This is a genomic window from Pseudomonas sp. 86_A, assembly GCF_017491705.1.
Lineage (GTDB): Bacteria > Pseudomonadota > Gammaproteobacteria > Pseudomonadales > Pseudomonadaceae > Aquipseudomonas > Aquipseudomonas koreensis.
On record NZ_JAFGYS010000012.1, the window covers coordinates 198,015 to 216,311 of the forward strand.

Genomic DNA, 18,297 nt, shown 5'->3' on the forward strand with positions numbered 1-18,297 from the left:
ATCGGGATTTTTGATGACTTGGGGGTGATGAAGGTCAAAAAATACTGACTTGGAATAACAATTCGTGACTTTTTACAGGATTTGATCAAAGGGACGAGTTGATTCATTTGCGGATTAAAAGAAAATAAACATCCGTATCTGTACTAGTCTTGAAGGCATGTCACTCAGCAGTGGAGACGGCCTTGCCTACCTCATCCCCAGCCCTCAACCCGCGCGAACAACTCGACGTCCCCGAAGCCGGGCGCGTTGCGTTGAAGTTCTTCTTCAACCTCATGGAACGCTGGGGTTGCAACGCCGAGCAGCAGCGCACGTTGCTGGGTGGCGTCGGCAATACCACGTTCTACAAGTACAAACACCTGCCGCCGAACATTCGCCTGCCACACGACACGCTGGAGCGTATCTCTTACCTGATGGGCATTCACAAGGCGTTGAGCATTATCTTCAGCAACAGCCGCGAGCGCGCCTACACATGGGTCAGCAGCCCCAACACGGCTGCGCCATTCAATGGCCGAACGGCACTTGATTACATGCTGGCGGGGAGGGTGGTCGACATCGCCGACGTGCGCCGTTACCTCGACGGGGTGCGCGGGTGAAGGCCCCGCCGCTGGCCGAACCGCAATGGCCCAAGGCTTATCGGATCGTCAACAGCAGCTTCCCGCCGATTGCGCTGTTCGAAGACGTGCTCGACCCCGAAGACCTGGAAATCGCCTACGCGCTGGAGGCATTGACCAACGATCGGCTGATCGAGCAGGCCGGCGTTCTGGCCCGCGTGCGCCCCGAAGACCGACTCTCCGGCCCCGGCTCCACCCCGGTCATGGCGGCGTTTACCCACATCGGCAAAAGCAGCCGCTTCACCGATGGCACCTTCGGCGTGTACTACGCCGCCAGTAGCCAGGCCGCCGCTATTGCCGAAACCTGCTATCACCAAGAGCGTTTCCTCGCGGCCACCCACGAAGCGGATCTTGAGTTGACCATGCGTACTTACGTCAATCGCGTGGTTAAACCGTTGCACGATGTGCGTCACGACTTTCCCGATTTGCATCAACCCGATCCAGACGCCTACGGACCATCCCAGGTATACGCCCGACAACTGCGCGAGTCTGAGTCCTGGGGCCTGCTCTACAACAGCGTCCGCCTGCCGGGCCACGAATGTGTCGCCGCGTTCCGGCCGCCGGCGGTGTCGATTCCGAAGCAGGGCAAGCATCTTCGTTATGTGTGGAGTGCGAGTCAGCGCAGGATTTCGTTTGTGTTTGAGATTAGTCAGGTGTGAATCGCAAAAAGCCCTCGCATCAACGAGGGCTTCATGTGGGTGATTTACATCAACGGCTTGTCCGGCGGCGCATCCATCACTTTCACGACATCATCGATCAACGCCTTACTTAACTCCTGCAGATACTGGGAGGCGTAAGCGTGAAGGTCAGTATCGCGAGAGACTGTGGAATCTGCAGTCAGTAGCTTGGAGATGTGAAGCAAGTGTGAGGCGTGCGAGAGGGCGGCGATTACTGGCACACCACGATTGGTGCGGAACAGCGCTTGATTGGCCTGGAAGGAAAAGTGCGTGAGGCCTGGGGTTTTCAAATCGAGGTAGTGGGTCATTTCGCTTCACCTCCCGTAGTTAAGGAAGTGGAGTGAGGTGGCCGGTGCCATTGCTAGGCGGATTACGGATGGATCATTGGCATTCATTTGTGAACTCCCTGTATCAAATGAGAGCCGCCATTTTCGTTCTCAGGCGAAAGGGTGGCAGCTATGCGCAGGCTGAGAAACCGGAGATACAGGAACCCGGCAGACCCGAAGGTCTCCCACGCACAGCCGCCATTACACGTGAATGCGGGCACAAAAAGGCGCCGGCATTCGTGGGGTGGGGCGCTGGTGCGCCTGTATCTTACGCGGGTTCTCAGGCCCGGTCGCTGAATTGGCAGCGACGAGCTGAACGGTAGCTTTGGGACAGGTAGATGAGCAACGGTGGCAAGTAGTGGCTTCTCGTTACAACAGATTTCACAACGCTTCACGCCATGCTTTTCGTCGATCTGTCCCCATGATCGTTTATGGTTTTTTATACGGCGGGGCCGTATGGTGCGCCTTTTAAAGGCTCGATTTGGTTGCTCATTGTCTACACCAAGGCAAAGCTCGAAAACGTGCCCGTAGCCCCTTAAACAACTGAACGAGGAAATCAGCGATGGTCGATGAACTGGAGCAATTCCAGCAGGACTTGCTGGAATCTGTACGTCAGATGAAGGCCGGAAAGGCCGCGCGCGTAACGCAGGTGCCGCTCTCTGCGGCAGCGGAAGCACGTGCCAAAGTAGGCGTTTCACAAAGTGCGTTTGCCAAACTGATCGGTGTGAGTCTGCGGACTTTGCAGGATTGGGAGCAGGGTCGCCGGCAGCCGACGGGAGCAGCGCAAACTCTCTTGCGGGTTGCAAGTCAGCATTCGGAGGCGTTGCGGAATTTGTATCCTGCCTGAATCCGGTTAAAGCCTTTGGCTTTCGTCCGTTACAGAAACAACAAAGCCCCTGCATTTCTTCAGGGGCTTTGTTTTGTATGGTGCGGCACCAGGAGTCGAATCGCATTACTATTGAGTTAAAAATCAATGGTTTAAGGTAATAGCCTTTGAGGCGCTACCTCTATTTATACCCTGATCGTGGATCAAATAATGGAGGGTGTTCGTTATTGAGATGAGCGACTATTCGTGATCTGAAAGAGGAATGAGCTAAAAATTCTTAAATTTCGCGTATGTCATATTGACAGCGTTAATGCCGTTTGGGATATTCGACCCGTTCTTTACGTGTACAAGCTCGGTCTCGGTACCGATGCTTAGTCGGGCGATTAGCCAGACTCTAGAAAATTGCTTGGATTTATTCCGCAGAGAATATCTGCGGCCCTCCAATCGCGGGCTCATTACGGTCCACAGATATTCTCTGCGGCTGTTTCTTGGTAAAGAACCTCTTCTAAATGACAGATCCTCGACTTGCTGCTCTATCATCGATAAAAATAGAGTCATCAAGAGTCGAGTACTGTAAATCTCACATCGTTCTTCTGTGTGGTGGCCGGTCGCCTGAAAAGGGGCATCCGGACGATCCCACCCCTTCGGTACAGTCGCTACGTCACGCGCTTGAGACAGACCTCAACAATAAAATTGAGTTCTTCAAGCCTGAGGATGTCACTAATTGGCAAGTTGACGCTATCTTTAGAAATCTGATTGATCTCGAGGTGGAGTTGGCTGCAATGTGCTCTCTGGTGGTCATCATACTAGAGAGTCCCGGAGCAATAGCTGAGCTTGGTGCGTTTTCTCAGTTGAAGGAGTTCAACGACAAAATTGTTGCTGTTTGCTCGGAGGGTCACTTTCAGAATGACTCATTCATAAAGTTAGGTATTTTTCGACATATATCAAACGACAAGCGAACTGCAGTAAAAAGTTATCCATTTGAAGTCGGGTTTCCACTTACTATAACTGCTGAGATCATAGAGGATGTTGTGGTTGATGTTCAGCGCGAGTTGGACGAACTGCCGAAATCGCAACTTCTTAAAGTATCCAATAGCTCCCATGTTTTTGTTCTATTGTATGAGCTTATAAAGCTATTTGTTGCCGTTAAAGAGAGCGAGCTATTGGATTATCTTTCCAGGCTAGGAGTTAACGCTGGCAGGGATCAACTAAGGGGCAAGCTTTTTTTGCTTCAGCGATTCAGGCTCATTAGTCTTGAGATTTATAGTGATTCCCAATTTTACGTCGCTAGAAACTCTGAGTTCCACAGGGTTAATTTTTCTGCGAGCTCTTCTGTGCCGATAGATAAGCTACGTATTTCTACAGAGTGTAAAGAGTTCTATAATACTTCGGGAAAAGATAATCACCGGCTTAGAGTTATTCGTCGGCTTTTTGGGGGTGGGAAGTGATCGCCCATAAAACGCTTGAGAAAATGTTGACAGATTTGTCATTGTCAAGCGAGCAATTAGTGCGTGTGGTTTCGAGGGCTCCTTATTCTTATAAAACTTATAGTATTCCAAAAAAGAATGGCGGGTTGCGAATAATCTCTCAACCTGCCAGGGAAACAAAGTATGTTCAACATTGGTTGATTCATAACGTTTTTCATCTATTGCCAATTCATGAGGCCGCGTCGGCATATGTAAAGGGTGCAAGCATTAAAAAGAATGCCGAGGCACACAGAGCAAACGAGTACATGGTTAAGCTGGATTTTAAAGACTTCTTCCCGTCTATTAAAATTGATGACCTGATAGCGCACTTTCAGAAATGCTTGCCTTTTCTTGATTTGCTAGAAATTCGATATATTGCAAGACTGTCATGTATTAATAGAGGGAGTGGCGGTGCTCTGAGTATCGGCTCTCCAGCTTCACCGATATTATCGAACTCCATCATGTATGAGTTTGATAGTGTAGTAGCTGATTGGGCATCTCAAAACAAGTTTGTTTATACTCGCTATGCTGACGATTTAACATTTTCCACGGCTTTACCTTACGCTTCTGAGTCAGTCGTGCCTGTAATAAAAGATTTTTTGTCTAGTTTGAAATACCCACGCTTAAGCTTGAATGTTGATAAGACGATACATTTGTCTAAGCGAGGGAGCCGCAGGATTACCGGATTAGTAATCACAAACGATGATAAAGTTTCTCTTGGTCGTGATAGAAAGCGAGAAATTAGCGCTCTTGTCCATAAGTATGGTCTGGGACTGCTTGAACAAAAAGACGTGTTTAGGCTTCAGGGATTGCTCGGTTTCGCTGCTGATGTAGAACCGTTGTTTTTATCTCGTTTAGGTAAGAAATATGGGATGAAAACCATATTGAATCTTCTGAGAAAGCGTCAGTGAGATCCTCGGGCATTACTATTCAATCTCCGTGAAAGAGTTCATGGTCTTTCTACTTTGGCGGCGGCTGATATTTTTACGGAGTAACCTCGCTGGGAAAGACTATCATATGCCCTAACAAGGTTTACTTTACTGAAGAAGGGCAGATTGCTTTTCACGCTTGCGGCATCGTCGCCCAATATCAGAAAAACCACTTCATATTCTGCGCTTCGAAAGTTGTCGAGTGGAATGATTTCGCGTGCAGCGTTACTGAAAGTACCCAATACCTTTCTGGCTGATTTTCTAAATTCTCGGTCTCCGAGCAATATCTCTGCGGCGACGCTCCCTTGTGCGAAAAGATGGCTTAGTCCAGCAGATCCCCCTTTGCGATGTTTGACGTGTATGAATTGCTTCTCAGTTGAAAGAAGATCGCAAAGTTCAACTGAACTAGTCGATTTGTTGCTTTTGATCAGTCTCTTGTCTAATAGGTGATATCCGTGCATCTGAGAGGCCCTAATATTGTAATCGCCTTCAGCCTCTATTTTTGCCTTCTCACCTTCTTGCCACACGTAGACCCCTGGAAAATGAAGTTCAGAAACACCTATATTCGCTAAGCTAGAATTGATTCTCCCTATGAATGAGTTGTCAATTTCATACCAGGTTCCTCCAAATATTATGTTGGTTTTGTTCGCGTTTATTATTTCATAATAGATGCATTTGTATATTGAGTGATCAAATTCGTTTTCATGTATATCGAAAACATACAAATGATCTCTTTTGACTGACTCGATAGATAGCTTTGTATTGTCAATCGTAGATAGATATTTTTCCGATGATACAGTTGGTGATCGATCACTTTTGGCTCGGGTAAAGCTAAAGCCGGTTATCGAGTCCCATTTCTCTATTTCTGGTAGTGTTATAACTATACTCGGATCACGGTTTTTAATTGCTTCAAGCAGAACCTGGTCTAACTGGTCTATGTGTGATTTTTCCTTGATTTTTCTGACGTTGTCTACCCATAGAAAGTCTGTTTTATAATCATCTTTTAGGTAATGGGTTTTTAAATTCTCAGTTATGGTTGGTAAATCGCTGATCTCCATTTCAATACCAAATGAAAACATTGCGTCACCGCCAGAGATGTTTTTGAAATCTATACCTGGTTTAGGTGTTCCAGTCACTGCTCTCAATATATCTCTAGATATATCAATGCCAAACACACTTATTTCTGAGTCGCGTGCGGCCTGTGATCTTTTTTGAACCGGTTGATCTTCTAATGTATGAATATCTACGCTTCTTAAACTTTCGTGATTAAGAGTATTTAAGGCGGTTTTTAGCCCGAAGTCTTGGGCGAAGTTTGCGGGATTTACTAGGTGTCGGCCATAACCAAAAGTTATGGCGAATATGTCGGTATCTGTTTTTATGAATAATACCGCAGAGCTTGATTTGTTTCCGATCTGTATTACGTTGGTTCCGGTAATTGTGTCAACCAATTCACCCCAATTCGGCCTTTTTTCAACTGTTCGCTTTACATATAAAACTCCTTCTAAGCCAAAATCTGCATCGAGTTCATATGGGACTACGTCCTTATCCAAAACTAGTAGGTCCGAGAAACCGTTGATAACAGTATCTGGTTTCATCATGAACACATTTAAGTGACGATATTTCATTCCTGGTATTCTCCCTTCCCTAGGTGATATCTCGTGCATGGCATAGCGCTACTCCACCCCTCTGGATATTGCTATAGTTGAAAGAGCTTAGCAATTCTTTTGGGAGGCTGAGTTTTCCAGTGTGGCGAATGTCAATGTTCGTTGAGAGCTGGCTCATTAATGATAGTTGTTCGCGTCTGATGGCGCGGGATTTTTCGGTTGGTCACGCCGCAGTGTTCGGTATTACGTATTAAGGAAAAAATATGAATAAGCCAGACGTTGCACTAATCTATGAAGAGGGCATGCCAAGTGAAGTGTATTTTGATTTCGAGAAGGCATTGCACAACCCAAATATCCGTATAGCGATTGAGTCTAGGCCCCCTAGTGGACCTCAAGCATGTCTTGAGTGGTTTATTTTTCCAATTGTCGCGGCTTACATAGCAAAACCTTACTTTAAGGCACTTTTTGGGGAGATGGGTAAAGACCATTACTTGCTTCTGAAGGAAAAACTTTCCGAAACAGCAGGCAAGGTGATGTCACAACCTAAAATAGAGCCAGTCCTCTTAGGATCAGCAGGTAAGCTGAGTACGGAAAATCCATATTCCCTCGCTTTCTCCATATATGCGGAAGCAAATGATGGCAAAAAATTCAAACTACTTCTCCCGAAGAAATCGTCAGTAGAAAACGACTACAATGAAATAGTTAATGTTTTTTTGGATTTCCTATCTGAGTATCATGCAGGAATAAAGCAGCTTGACGAAATTGGTTTTGACTCTAATGCCAATCCGCAGAGTGGACTTATATTTGTTCGCGTTGATCCAATCACTAAGAGCATCGAATGGCTAGATCACAGACGCAATGGATAATGTAGGGAAGGCGAGCCCGCAAAAAAGATCGGACATCGTCAAAGATGCCATCCAAACTTCCGATGGGCGAGTTTATTCTTGCGAATACTATGACAAGGATTGGAGCTTTTAAAGGTTTTGGCAACCTACTATGGCCTTGATTTTTTTAAAAATTATGCGCACAAATTTTTTTATGTTTTTTATCGGAGTAGTTCGATATGTTTGAGATGTTTAACTCTTTAATCGGTCAAGTTGGTGGCGCGGCAATCGTCATTACCGGTCTTTCGGCTTGGCTGGGGAGTATTTGGAAGGATCGCATCAGCTTGAGAGAGAAAGCAACTTTTGAGGTTCTTATAGAAAAACTCAAATCAGAGCACTCTCGCCAGACACAGAATCTGGAAAGCGCATTGCAAACCGAGCGTCACCTAGTTCAATTGGGGCATGCAAATCTGATCGGAAAAAGAGCTGTATTTATCGACGAAAGCTACAAGCTTCTCGTTGATCTGCACGAAGCTATATATGAAACTATTCGACCCGATTATTTTGGGAGACAACGACCTTCAATCACGCAGGCATATGAATCGGCATTGCCAAAATTCGATGCCTTCGTTGAGGTTTATGAGAAAAATAAAATTTATTTTTCTAAGGCAACGTCAGAAAGAATTTCAGACTTCTATGTTTCGGCTGCCCAGACATTGGATCAGGCCAGAGTAGCCATGCGGTCAGGGGAGGCGCTGGGGCATGGTGAGACGCCTCACCTTCAAAAGTTGTTCGAGAAAGTGAATTACGAAATGCATGAGACTCGGACGGCCGTCGAACAGGAATTCAGACAACTAATGCACGTGCAATGAGTAATATCTATTTTTATAGAGGGGTTTTAATGTTTGGCTTAGACTTATGTCAGTCTTTTTACAACTCTACAGATTGAAAACTTCCAGCCAGAAATGTCAGGGTGTGACCGTTGGTCAGTCGGCCACTTTTGGCCGATTGCTGACCTTCGCCTAACGCTTGAACTGCCAGGATTTCCCTATACGAAGAGTTAGCAAGTGGATGGTCAGGAGATAGTAATAGCGCGTCGATTCAGCGTGCTGTTTCAGGTGGTGATTTAGAAACCAGTCGAGATGCTTTTGCTGCCAGGTCCATGGATTGTCACGGTGCCAGCGATTAGACATCGCCGCTTGAATGGCCTTTGCTTGGCGTAGGTGACGCTCGCGTGTGGCATGCGACCCGGTCAGTACGCTTGCCATGAACAGCTCCATATCGAATGGCTTGCTCATGCTCGTCCCCCGATATACGCCGATACTACATCGATACGGCCGTGCCCGAGTTCATAGCTGATTTGGTCTCGGGCCGCCTGATTGAGGCGTAGGTCGAGCGGGTAGCAACTGCCACCGTTGATGGGCGCAGGATGTTGGGTGATTTGCTCATAGCGTTCGCACGCATAGGCTGCCCGCAGTTCGTGGAAGCCTTTTAGGTTGTGCGCATGAAGGGTGTCCCGGGCTGGACGGACGATTCGCTTTTGGAAATCGAGGTAGCTTTCGTTCGGTGCAATCAGGTTGCGGCTGCCGTCGGGCGAGACCTGATCGGCAAACAGTGCGTCACGAATATGATCATCTACTGTAATCCAACGAGGAGCTGATGCGCCCGAGCGGCCACCTTTGGTGCCGTCCTGAATGTTGATCTTACCGAATTGCTTGGCTTCACGTTTTAGACGGGGTAGGTCCGCCAAAATGGCCTCACGTAAGCGCATGCCGGTGGCTCGCGCTAACTGAGCGATGGCCGCGGCGCGCGGCTTCTGGTGTTCGTAAAGTGCGTCGACGATCCGCTGCACGTGTGCGCGGTCTTTGCCTTGTGGAACTGTCGTGCGGATGGTGGTGCGCTGCATTTCCAACGCCTTGCTCGGACTCGGCACCTTCACATACTGATCACCGCGAAGTGCCGCCATGGTTCGGTTGACGCTGGACAATCGGTTTTGTGCGGTGGCTACAGCGAGGTCGCCGCGCTCGACTAAGTGACGTAGATGCGCCGCGTAATCCGACAGATCTGGCGTGCATCGTTGAGTCTTGGTCCATCATCTGAGCGACACCAGCGCACAAACGCCTGCCAGCGATCACTGTGCGCCTTGACCGTGCCGTAATGGCCGCCAAACATGTCCCGCAACGCCTGTGGCCCGGCATAACTCAGTTGCCGGCCATAGCCAAAATTTCGCCCGTTTCGTCTACCTAGCAATGCCATGATCAAACTCCTCTCGAACCCAAAACCTTTGAAACTTTCCCCACGTCATCCCGCCAAGAATGCTGAGTGTTATCAGGGATCAAGGCCCCTGCGACCTGTGAGGGTTGTCCACTAACGCGGGACTGGCGGCTCTTTACGACCGGGAGCTTGGGCATCTCATGATCTGGCCTCCTGAGCACTTCCGAAGAAGTGGGCGGGTGGAGGCTGCACTGGCTGACGAGACCAGCGCCGCGAGATCCGGAGTCGGGTGAAGGCAGTAACGCGATGATCGGGGCGTGCCTGACTGTCAGTCAGGTGCAGTCCATTCCGTGGGCTGCGGCACCATCATCTGCATCGCTGTTGCTGGTGACTTCGGTGTTTGTCACACCGATTGTCACGAGAGGAAATGCCGCAATGCCTTGTACGAGTTGGGCTGCAGCAGTGGTAGGAGCGCCCGTCTCTTTCCGGAAGAAAGAGACGGGCGCAGGTTGGCGCAGTGAAATGGCCAAGCGGATAGGTTGCTGCAGGGCAGCTATGAAAGGGGACGAGTTGCCGCAGTGGGCACACTGGTAAAAGTAGGCATCCATCACATCGCTGTGACCGTGCGAGCCGCTGGACGCTAATCGCACTTTGGGATAACCACCACGGTGCGGCGTAGCCTTAAAGGTTCTGGCTACTTGGGTTGCTGTCAACGACAGCGCTTTGCCCGATCTTTTCTACGCCTGTGGATAATTCGGATTAGGGTTCGAGTTTTTTGGGAGTTCTGCGGTTTTGTCTGAAATTATCCACCGTTAGCATTCTGTGGTTTACGCACCATATTTTGGCTTAGACAAGCGTTCGCTCCTGACATTTCCCCGGGTGCAATGGCAAAAAAAGACTTCTGGCTTCCCTTACTCCAAACACCATTGCGATTGCCGTTTCCAGTCCTCTGGAAATCCCATAAGTTTCAAATCACCCGGCTCTCTCTGGTCCATCATTTCAGCCAATTGAAATTTCCAATGGCTATCTGGACTGATCAAATCGGTTAGATACGCCAGCATCGTCAGAACTATATATAACCGCTGCTTTGGCTGAGGCCGGTCGCCAGGCACATTTTGGATGACCCATTCTTTAGGTAAGGATGGCCGAATCGAGAGCTCTCGGTTCCATAGTCGTGAGTGGTGGGCGCAGCAGTTTCGAATGAAGGTCAGAGTGTGGAGCCAAGAGGCCAGTACTTCGAAGGGGAGATTGAATCTGCTCGCGATCGCTTTCTTGTCGACGCTTTTGCCTATGGCATTGAACAGGGTGGACACCGTTCCAAGGCTAAGTTCTTCCAGAACGGCCCACGCGGGCGGCAACTCGGGATGGGAATAGGTTGATCCGTAGAATCGAAAATAGTTATCGCGCATGCGATTTTCAATTCGCTGCTGCTGGACCTGATCTGCTCTGCTGCTCTTTTTTATACGGTCAATCTCACGTCCAAGTTTGTTGCGCTCCTTGCTCAGTTGATCTCGCAGGGGCCGCAATAAATCAGAATGTGAATATGACGAGGAGAAGATTGACGCCTCAGCTATCCAGTCGGGCCCGTACTTAGGGCACATGTGATTGCTGATAGTCGCTCGTATGGCGACTTCGACACGTTCGATAGCATCCATGGTGATGCGTCGCAACGAACCGTCGAAACGATAGATGTCGACGACTGCTTTTAGAGTGCTATCAGGCTTGAAGGTGTGTTCAGGGTTCGTTTCCTGAAAAGGGCGCATGTAGGGGCTCAGGCGAAACAGCGTGACCACTTCCAGGAAACGCATGGCGCGGTCGTCATTTGCGACTTGCAGGCCTCGTTGCTTTAGCAGTTCCAATTGCTGTTCTACGCTGAGGGCCGGCTTGTCGAATGGCCTCATGTAGTTTTCTCCGGGCAAAAAAAACCCGCACGATTTGAGCTTGCTGACTGGGTCAGCCTAGGCTTGGCGGGTGTGTTGGGGTGCATTATAGGTAGGTGCGAGAGCCCGTCAATGTTGGGCTGATGTGAAATTGTAACGGCTCGAAGCACGGGAGGCGGAGTTTCAGATAAGGCGTCGCTAGTCTCGTCGCAGCAATGTGGAAACTTCTGCGGAGTTCCAAACGCCAGAAACAACAAAGCCCCTGCATTTCTGCAGGGGCTTTGTTTTGTATGGTGCCGGCACCAGGAGTCGAACCCGGGACCTACTGATTACAAGTCAGTTGCTCTACCAACTGAGCTATACCGGCGTGTGGGCGACGATTATAGCGATTGGGTTGGTTCTGTAAACCCCTGAATTCTGACTATTTTTACGCAGGCACTGGATCAGGCGCGGCATGGGCTGTGTCGCTGGGTTTAAAGCCGCAAAATCGGGCCACTCGGCGGCCACTCCAGCCCGAGAGAGATGGCGGAAATTCTGCAGCGTTAAAGCACTCATTTCCGCCGTTTATGTCCTTTTGATTGAAAGCTTATGCACAACGGATCGGCGCAACAGCGGTGTTGCGGGGGATTTTGTGGACAGGTTCTCATTTTGTGCGCAAAGCCCTGTTTTACAGGTTTTTTATCAATATGAACAAAAAATGACCAATGCTGTTTTTGTCGCGCAACGGCCGTGGATATTGGATCCACTCGAAATCCATCAACAGAGTTATCCACAGGCTGTAAAGATTCTAAGCGCGTTCGGCCAGCAGCAGGAAATTACGCGGGGTCAGCGGGGTGTCGCAGAAGGTACCGAGTCGTACGACGTATCCCCGTTCGTTGAGGAAAATGGCTCGATCAAGATTCAGCCAAAGCTCCAGCGGCCGTCGGAACAATCCGCGGAGCAATTCCAGGTTGCGAACTTCGGCCAACCGCTGCCAACCGGCGGTTTCCAGCGCCTGCCAATCTGGCGTGCCGATTGTGGATAACTCTTTCAGCGCGGCCAGGTCGCGGCAGTAATCGGCGAACGGTTTGTCCAGCCAGGCGCTGGGCAGGGACGGGGTTGGCAAGTATTCGTCGACACGGCGAAGTTGCCGTTGCAGCAGGTCGAAGGCCAGGCGTCGGGCCATGGAGGTGTCGCGCTGACGTCGGACACGAGCACCGGCGGTGACGGTTTCGCTCATGGGCAGCGCCAGATCTTCGAGCGAGAGCTGTAGGGCGGATCGCAAGCCCGCGCAGGACAATGCCTTGTACTCGCTGCGATTGATCCGGTTGTAACAGCATGGGGCAATGGCCATCTGCTGACAGCCGGCAGCGCTTGCCAGTTGCATCAGGCGCACATGCAGATCACCGCAGGCGTGCAGGGCGACGGGGGTGTGTTGAGCGCTCAACACGGTTGCCGCATCTGCTGCCAGAACATCCTGTTCGATATGCAGCGCGTGCAGATGATGCCGCTGACTCAGCGCCTGACCGCTGGCGACCAACGCCGGATCGTATTCAACGCAAGTCAGCTGTTGCCCGGCACCCAACAGGCGCCGGCCCAAATGCCCTTTGCCGGAACACCAGTCCAGCCAATGCGTCGGCTGCGAGGTGAAAGACAAACGACTGGCGAACGCTTCGATCTGCTGCCACTTGCGCCCCGGCACATCGACATTCAAGCGATGGCCTGCCGCTTCGAGCGCATGTCCTGGCAACTCACCGACCGCGCTCAGCTCAGCCGACAATGCCGCCAATGGGGCGAACGGCTCCGGCGCATCGAGGAGATCAGCAGGATGGTTATGCGCACGCTCTGCCTCTTCCAGCGATCGTCCGCGTAGCCACGAAGACAATTCGGGGTAGGCGGTTTCCCACGGTAGCGAAAGATGAGTGAACGGACGAGGTTTCCACAGCGCCTGATGCTCAATCAGAAAAGCATCCAGCGCGGTGAAACGGGCGAGTAGTTCCTCGCCCGTCAGCACGTGGGAAGTTTCAACGCCCTTGGCAGGCATCGACGCGCAGCCAGCGCTCCAGCAGCTTGAAGCCGCGCACCAGCACGTAGGACATCAGCAGATAGAACACGCCTGCGGCGAAGAAGATTTCCACCGGCAGGTAGGTGCGGGCGATGATCGTGCGGGCCATGCCGGTCAGTTCCAGCAGGGTCACGGTGCTCGCCAGCGCGCTGGCCTTGAGCATCAGGATGACTTCGTTGCTGTACGCCGGCAGGCCGATGCGCGCGGCACGCGGCAGCATGATGTAGAACATCGCTTTGGGTTTGGACATGCCCAGCGCCCGCGCCGCTTCGATTTCCCCGGGCGGAATCGCCTGGATCGCGCCGCGCAGGATCTCGGCGATGTACGCCGCGGTGTGCAGGGTCATGGTCGCGGTGGTACACCAGAACGGATCACGCAGGTACGGCCACAGGGCGCTGCTACGCACTGCATCAAACTGCGCCAGGCCGTAGTAGACGAGGAACAGTTGCACCAGCAACGGCGTACCACGGAAAAAGAAGATGTAGGCGTAGGGCAAGGCGCGCACGTACCACAGCTTCGAAGAGCGGGCGATGCCCAGCGGAATCGCCAGCAGCAGGCCGGCAATCACGGCAATCGCCACCAGCTCCAGGGTCAGGGTCGCGCCCTGCGCCAGTTTCGGCAGCCACTTGATGATCACTTCCCAGTTCATGAAGCGCTCCTCGCAAAGCCGCGACCGGCGCGTTTTTCCAGGAAGTGCATGCCGCTCATCGCCAGCACGGTGAGGCCCAGGTACATGACCGCGGCCACCAGATAGAAGGTGAACGGCTGTTTCGAGACGGTCACGCCGATCTGCGCGTGACGCATGATTTCTTCCAGGCCGATCACCGACACCAGCGCGGTGTCTTTCATCAGGATCATGAACAGGTTGCCCAGGCCCGGCAGGGCGATGCGCCACATCTGCGGCATGATCAGCTTGGTGAAGATCCGCCATTTCGACAGGCCCAGCGCCACGCCAGCTTCACGGTGGCCCTTGGGAATGGCGAGGATCGCGCCGCGGAATACTTCCGTTGCATAGGCGCCGAAGCACAGGCCCAGAGCAATTACGCCGGCGGCGAAGGCGCTGAGTTGCAGGTCGGGGTTACCGAAAAACTCACCGAGGCTGCGCATCAGGTTGACCGTACCGAAGTAGATCAACAGCACCCAGAGCAATTCCGGGACGCCACGCACCAGGGTCGAATAAGTGCCGCCAAGCCATTGCAGCGGCTTGTACGGGGAAGTCTTGGCCAAGGCGCCGAGCAGACCGAGTACCAGTCCCAGGCACAGGGCCGTCAGCGCCAGTTTGACGGTCATCAGCGCGCCGGCGGCGAGGGCCGGGCCGAATCCGTAGAGGTCGATAATCATGGATTTCTTTTCAAATCGGCAGGCAAGGCCGGGAGCCGGTGCCGTCGGATCACGGCGCCGGTCCCGCAGGTCAGATCAATAGATGCTGAACGGGAAGTACTTGTCGTTGATCTTCTTGTAGGTACCGTCGGCAACGATTTCCTTCAATGCAGCGTTCAGCTTCTCACGCAGCGGATCGCCTTTGCGCACAGCGATGCCGATCTTGTCGCTTTCCACGACCGGGTCACCTTTGAACTCGTAGTTCTTGCCGGCGTCGCTTTTCAGCCAGTCATAGTTGGCGTACTTGTCGGCGAGGATGGCATCGACACGACCGGAGGTCAGGTCCAGGTAGGCGTTTTCCTGGTTGTCGTAGAGTTTCACTTCGACGCCTGGCAGGTTGTCTTCCAGCCAGGTACCGGCCAGCGTCGCGCGCTGGGTACCGATGATCTTTCCTTTGAGCGAATCCTTGTCGGTTTTGAAGTCGACGTTTTTCGGCGCGATGAACTGCAGCTTGTTCGAGTAGTACGGGTCGGTGAAATCCACCGCGCCCTTGCGCTCGTCGGTGATCGACAGCGAGGAGACCAGGAAGTCGAACTTCTTGGCGTTCAGCGCAGGGATGATGCCGTCCCAGTCGGAGGTGACCACGGAGCATTCGACTTTCATCTTCGCGCACAGGGCGTCGCCGATGTCTTTGTCGAAGCCGACCACGTTACCGCTGGCATCTTTATTGTTGAACGGCGGGTAGGCCGCTTCGATGCCCATCTTCAGGGTCTCGGCCATAGCACCGGCGCTGAACGCGAGGGTGACGGCGGCGGCCAGGAAGACCTTTTTAAAATTCTGCATGCATGTTGCTCCGTTAGCGGTTGCTGGACATGAATTGTTTGCAGCGCGCCGAAAGCGGGTTGTCGAACACCTGCTGAGGCGATCCTTGCTCTTCCACCAGCCCCTGGTGGAGGAACACCACTTCGCTGGAGACCTGACGGGCAAAGCCCATTTCGTGGGTCACCAACAACATGGTGCGGCCTTCTTCGGCCAGTGCGCGGATGACATTAAGTACTTCCTGAACCATTTCCGGGTCAAGGGCGGAGGTAGGCTCGTCGAACAGAATCACTTTCGGCTGCATCGCCAGGGTGCGAGCGATGGCCGCGCGTTGCTGCTGACCACCGGACAGCTGCGACGGATACGCGTGGCGCTTGTCGGCGATGCCGACCTTGGCCAGCAGCGCTTCGGCGACTTCGATGGCTTCGGCCTTGCTCTGGCCGAGCACGCGGCGCGGGGCTTCGATGATGTTGTCGAGCACGCTCATGTGCGGCCACAGATTAAAGTTTTGAAACACAAAACCAATCTCGGAACGCAGGCGATTGATCTGCTTGCCGTCGGCAGCAACCAGTTCGCCATTCTTGGCGGGCTTGAGCTTGAGTTCTTCACCGGCCACCAGAATCTGGCCCTGGTGCGGGTTTTCCAACAGGTTGATGCAGCGCAGGAACGTGGACTTGCCGGAACCGGAGGAACCGAGGATCGAGATCACATCGCCGTCGCGGGCGGTCAGCGAGATGCCTTTGAGCACCTCAAGCTGTCCGTAGCGTTTGTGCAAGTTGCGGATTTCAAGCGCGGGCGTGGCCTCAGCCATGTGCGTTCCTCATATATGTTGCGCTCCTGCTGTTGGCGGGCCTTCCTGGCGAGGCGGCCAAGCTAGCATAGCGTTTCAATGGCAGCCAACAGCGCTACGGGCGGTAAGCGGATGGCGTGTGGCAGGTTGTCGCATCGGCACAGCAGACTGTCGCCCCATCAACAACCGAACGGGTGTTTGAACGTGCAAACCCGTGGGTGTTGCGTAAAAAAAGGCGCGATGTTGCCAGCTTTGGCGGGGTGTTGGAAGCGCTATCCGGCCGAACGTTCCTGAATCGCCCTTTTATTGTGCATCCCACACTTTTTCAGTGTGTTTCTGGTGCGCTCAATCGTCTGAAAAGTGAGTCGCAGGGTAACGCTCTGGCGAATTGCCATTAATTCCAAGGACTTGCGGTGACTGTCCGGTCGCGCGCAAAACCGCAGCCCAGATGAGTTTGAAACATTTTGGCGCATTTATTGCGTGCAGAATCTGGAACGCCCCGTTGGTTTCTTTTTACGAGAAGGAAAACCAGACCGGGCGGACGCAATCGCTTTCCTCGCAAAGGTAGTTCCGATGAGCAGTACCCCAAGCTCCAATGGCCTCGAACAGGGGCTCAAACCGCGTCATGTGACCATGTTGTCGATCGCCGGTGTTATCGGCGCCGGTCTGTTCGTTGGCTCCGGCCACGCTATCGCTGCCGCCGGCCCTGCCGTGCTGCTGGCTTACGCTGCCGCCGGTACCCTCGTGGTGCTGGTGATGCGCATGCTCGGTGAGATGGCTGTTGCTTCGCCCGACACCGGCTCGTTCTCGACTTACGCCGACCGTGCCATCGGGCACTGGGCCGGTTTCACCATCGGCTGGTTGTACTGGTGGTTCTGGGTGTTGGTGATTCCGCTGGAAGCCAACGCTGCCGCGACCATCCTCCATGCCTGGTTCCCGGGTGTAGGCATCTGGGCTTTTGCTCTGGTCATCACGATGCTGCTGACCATCACCAACTTGTTCAGCGTGAAGAATTACGGCGAGTTCGAATTCTGGTTTGCCCTGATCAAAGTGCTGGCGATCATCGGCTTCATCATCCTTGGTCTGGCAGCCATTTTTGGCTTCCTGCCGAACAGCCAGGTCAGCGGCGTTTCGCACCTGTTCGACTCCGGCGGCTTCCTGCCCAACGGCATGGGCGCGGTGCTGGGCGCGATCCTGACCACCATGTTCTCGTTCATGGGCACTGAAATCGTGACCATCGCGGCCGCGGAGTCGAAGAACCCGGGCAAGCAGATCTCCAAGGCCACCAATTCGGTGATCTGGCGGATTGGTTTGTTCTACCTCGTGTCGATCTTCATCGTCGTGGCCCTGGTGCCGTGGAACGATCCTACGCTGGCTAACCTGGGTTCCTACCAGACCGTGCTTGAGCGGATGGGTATTCCGAACGCGAAAATGATCGTCGACATCGTGGTGCTGGTCGCGGTAACCAGCTGCCTGAACTCGGCGCTGTACACCTCGTCGCGCATGCTGTTCTCCCTGGGCAAGCGTGGTGACGCGCCGGCCATGTCGACCCGCACCAACAAAAGCGGTACGCCTTACTGGGCAGTCATGTTGTCCACCGGCGCGGCGTTCCTCTGCACCTTCGCCAACTACGTGGCGCCGGCTGCGGTGTTCGAGTTCCTGCTGGCCAGCTCCGGCGCCATCGCGCTGCTGGTGTACCTGGTGATCGCGTTCTCGCAACTGCGCATGCGTAAACAACGCATGGCCCGCGGCGAGAAAATCGTCTTCAGCATGTGGCTGTTCCCGGGCCTGACCTACGCGGTGATCATCTTCATCGTCGCAGCCCTGACCATCATGCTGTTTCAGGAAGCCCATCGCGTGGAAATCCTCGCCACCGGCCTGCTGAGCCTGCTGGTGGTCGCTGCCGGCCTGCTGGTAGCACGCCGTCGCAAGCTGGAAAAACGTGGTGCGGTGGTGCTCAACTGATC

General features: G+C 52.8%; 17 protein-coding genes, 1 tRNA gene and 2 pseudogenes. 9 read left to right on the forward strand and 11 right to left on the reverse strand.

Features of this window, described 5'->3' with window-relative positions; all coding sequences use genetic code 11:
* The first annotated feature begins 182 nt into the window (after positions 1 to 182).
* A complete protein-coding gene (locus J5M57_RS19555) occupies positions 183 to 593 on the forward strand; it encodes an MbcA/ParS/Xre antitoxin family protein (protein ID WP_064585517.1) in 411 nt (136 codons plus the stop codon).
* On the forward strand, positions 590 to 1,270 hold the full coding sequence (locus J5M57_RS19560) for an RES family NAD+ phosphorylase (protein WP_207849399.1): 681 nt from the start codon (positions 590 to 592) through the stop codon (positions 1,268 to 1,270). Before J5M57_RS19555 ends, J5M57_RS19560 begins: the two co-directional genes overlap by 4 nt.
* Before the next feature lie 44 nt (positions 1,271 to 1,314).
* Here the strand turns inward: J5M57_RS19560 and J5M57_RS19565 are convergent, their stop codons facing one another.
* Complete coding sequence (locus J5M57_RS19565; RefSeq protein ID WP_207849400.1) at positions 1,315 to 1,596, reverse strand: DUF3077 domain-containing protein; 282 nt, start codon at positions 1,594 to 1,596, stop codon at positions 1,315 to 1,317.
* A 488-nt stretch (positions 1,597 to 2,084) separates the two neighbouring features.
* Here J5M57_RS19565 and J5M57_RS29140 point away from each other — a divergent pair.
* The 4 genes and pseudogenes from J5M57_RS29140 to J5M57_RS19580 form a co-directional block, all read left to right on the forward strand.
* Positions 2,085 to 2,187 (forward strand): annotated as a pseudogene (locus tag J5M57_RS29140) (transcriptional regulator); the annotation flags it as partial.
* The gene (locus J5M57_RS19570; protein WP_207849401.1) at positions 2,177 to 2,461 is read left to right on the forward strand and encodes a helix-turn-helix domain-containing protein; all 285 of its coding nucleotides are present in this window, start codon (positions 2,177 to 2,179) and stop codon (positions 2,459 to 2,461) included. The pseudogene J5M57_RS29140 and the gene J5M57_RS19570, both read left to right, overlap by 11 nt.
* 488 nt (positions 2,462 to 2,949) lie before the next feature.
* Positions 2,950 to 3,888 carry a retron St85 family effector protein gene (locus J5M57_RS19575; RefSeq protein WP_207849402.1) on the forward strand — a complete coding sequence of 313 codons (939 nt, stop codon included), beginning with the start codon at positions 2,950 to 2,952 and terminating at the stop codon, positions 3,886 to 3,888.
* Positions 3,885 to 4,817, forward strand: coding sequence for a retron St85 family RNA-directed DNA polymerase (locus tag J5M57_RS19580; protein WP_207849403.1), 933 nt, complete (start codon positions 3,885 to 3,887; stop codon positions 4,815 to 4,817). The genes J5M57_RS19575 and J5M57_RS19580 overlap by 4 nt, the downstream gene beginning before the upstream one ends.
* Before the next feature lie 38 nt (positions 4,818 to 4,855).
* Here the strand turns inward: J5M57_RS19580 and J5M57_RS19585 are convergent, their stop codons facing one another.
* The gene (locus J5M57_RS19585; RefSeq protein WP_207849404.1) at positions 4,856 to 6,460 is read right to left on the reverse strand and encodes a DUF6119 family protein; all 1,605 of its coding nucleotides are present in this window, start codon (positions 6,458 to 6,460) and stop codon (positions 4,856 to 4,858) included.
* 242 nt (positions 6,461 to 6,702) lie between these two features.
* On the opposite strand from J5M57_RS19585, the gene J5M57_RS19590 reads away from it, so the two are divergent.
* Together J5M57_RS19590 and J5M57_RS19595 are read left to right on the forward strand one after the other, a co-directional pair.
* A complete protein-coding gene (locus J5M57_RS19590; RefSeq protein WP_207849405.1) occupies positions 6,703 to 7,305 on the forward strand; it encodes a hypothetical protein in 603 nt (200 codons plus the stop codon).
* Positions 7,306 to 7,502: 197 nt separating this feature from the next.
* Positions 7,503 to 8,135, forward strand: a complete 633-nt coding sequence (locus J5M57_RS19595) for a hypothetical protein (protein ID WP_207849406.1) — start codon at positions 7,503 to 7,505, stop codon at positions 8,133 to 8,135.
* Between the two features lie 150 nt (positions 8,136 to 8,285).
* Here J5M57_RS19595 and J5M57_RS19600 read toward each other — a convergent pair whose 3' ends face one another.
* The 9 genes and pseudogenes from J5M57_RS19600 to J5M57_RS19640 form a co-directional block, all read right to left on the reverse strand.
* Positions 8,286 to 8,561: a hypothetical protein gene (locus J5M57_RS19600; protein WP_207849407.1), complete on the reverse strand. Its 276-nt coding sequence runs from the start codon at positions 8,559 to 8,561 to the stop codon at positions 8,286 to 8,288.
* Positions 8,558 to 9,519: pseudogene (locus J5M57_RS19605) on the reverse strand (integrase domain-containing protein). The gene J5M57_RS19600 and the pseudogene J5M57_RS19605 overlap by 4 nt, the downstream one beginning before the upstream one ends.
* An 869-nt stretch (positions 9,520 to 10,388) precedes the next feature.
* On the reverse strand, positions 10,389 to 11,378 hold the full coding sequence (locus J5M57_RS19610) for an Abi family protein (protein WP_207849408.1): 990 nt from the start codon (positions 11,376 to 11,378) through the stop codon (positions 10,389 to 10,391).
* Positions 11,379 to 11,648: 270 nt separating this feature from the next.
* Positions 11,649 to 11,724: transfer RNA gene (locus J5M57_RS19615), tRNA-Thr, on the reverse strand.
* 420 nt (positions 11,725 to 12,144) lie between these two features.
* Positions 12,145 to 13,380: a methyltransferase gene (locus J5M57_RS19620; RefSeq protein ID WP_207849409.1), complete on the reverse strand. Its 1,236-nt coding sequence runs from the start codon at positions 13,378 to 13,380 to the stop codon at positions 12,145 to 12,147.
* Positions 13,361 to 14,050 carry an ABC transporter permease gene (locus J5M57_RS19625; protein WP_003220713.1) on the reverse strand — a complete coding sequence of 230 codons (690 nt, stop codon included), beginning with the start codon at positions 14,048 to 14,050 and terminating at the stop codon, positions 13,361 to 13,363. The genes J5M57_RS19620 and J5M57_RS19625 overlap by 20 nt, the downstream gene beginning before the upstream one ends.
* Positions 14,047 to 14,742: an ABC transporter permease gene (locus J5M57_RS19630; RefSeq protein ID WP_207849410.1), complete on the reverse strand. Its 696-nt coding sequence runs from the start codon at positions 14,740 to 14,742 to the stop codon at positions 14,047 to 14,049. Before J5M57_RS19630 ends, J5M57_RS19625 begins: the two co-directional genes overlap by 4 nt.
* A 75-nt stretch (positions 14,743 to 14,817) precedes the next feature.
* On the reverse strand, positions 14,818 to 15,564 hold the full coding sequence (locus J5M57_RS19635; protein WP_207849411.1) for an ABC transporter substrate-binding protein: 747 nt from the start codon (positions 15,562 to 15,564) through the stop codon (positions 14,818 to 14,820).
* Between the two features lie 13 nt (positions 15,565 to 15,577).
* Positions 15,578 to 16,351: an ABC transporter ATP-binding protein gene (locus J5M57_RS19640; RefSeq protein WP_207849412.1), complete on the reverse strand. Its 774-nt coding sequence runs from the start codon at positions 16,349 to 16,351 to the stop codon at positions 15,578 to 15,580.
* Positions 16,352 to 16,903: 552 nt separating this feature from the next.
* Here J5M57_RS19640 and gabP point away from each other — a divergent pair.
* Complete coding sequence (gabP, locus tag J5M57_RS19645; protein ID WP_064585523.1) at positions 16,904 to 18,295, forward strand: GABA permease; 1,392 nt, start codon at positions 16,904 to 16,906, stop codon at positions 18,293 to 18,295.
* Positions 18,296 to 18,297: the final 2 nt, after the last annotated feature.

Excerpts from the sequence above, each read along its gene's own strand:
- J5M57_RS19565 (WP_207849400.1), bottom strand. The coding sequence starts at position 1,596 with ATGACCCACTACCTCGATTTGAAAACCCCAGGCCTCACGCACTTTTCC.
- J5M57_RS19570 (WP_207849401.1), top strand. The coding sequence starts at position 2,177 with ATGGTCGATGAACTGGAGCAATTCCAGCAGGACTTGCTGGAATCTGTA.
- J5M57_RS19575 (WP_207849402.1), top strand. The coding sequence starts at position 2,950 with ATGACAGATCCTCGACTTGCTGCTCTATCATCGATAAAAATAGAGTCA.
- J5M57_RS19585 (WP_207849404.1), bottom strand. The coding sequence starts at position 6,460 with ATGAAATATCGTCACTTAAATGTGTTCATGATGAAACCAGATACTGTT.
- J5M57_RS19590 (WP_207849405.1), top strand. The coding sequence starts at position 6,703 with ATGAATAAGCCAGACGTTGCACTAATCTATGAAGAGGGCATGCCAAGT.
- J5M57_RS19595 (WP_207849406.1), top strand. The coding sequence starts at position 7,503 with ATGTTTGAGATGTTTAACTCTTTAATCGGTCAAGTTGGTGGCGCGGCA.
- J5M57_RS19600 (WP_207849407.1), bottom strand. The coding sequence starts at position 8,561 with ATGAGCAAGCCATTCGATATGGAGCTGTTCATGGCAAGCGTACTGACC.
- J5M57_RS19610 (WP_207849408.1), bottom strand. The coding sequence starts at position 11,378 with ATGAGGCCATTCGACAAGCCGGCCCTCAGCGTAGAACAGCAATTGGAA.
- J5M57_RS19620 (WP_207849409.1), bottom strand. The coding sequence starts at position 13,380 with ATGCCTGCCAAGGGCGTTGAAACTTCCCACGTGCTGACGGGCGAGGAA.
- J5M57_RS19625 (WP_003220713.1), bottom strand. The coding sequence starts at position 14,050 with ATGAACTGGGAAGTGATCATCAAGTGGCTGCCGAAACTGGCGCAGGGC.
- J5M57_RS19630 (WP_207849410.1), bottom strand. The coding sequence starts at position 14,742 with ATGATTATCGACCTCTACGGATTCGGCCCGGCCCTCGCCGCCGGCGCG.
- J5M57_RS19635 (WP_207849411.1), bottom strand. The coding sequence starts at position 15,564 with ATGCAGAATTTTAAAAAGGTCTTCCTGGCCGCCGCCGTCACCCTCGCG.
- J5M57_RS19640 (WP_207849412.1), bottom strand. The coding sequence starts at position 16,351 with ATGGCTGAGGCCACGCCCGCGCTTGAAATCCGCAACTTGCACAAACGC.
- gabP (WP_064585523.1), top strand. The coding sequence starts at position 16,904 with ATGAGCAGTACCCCAAGCTCCAATGGCCTCGAACAGGGGCTCAAACCG.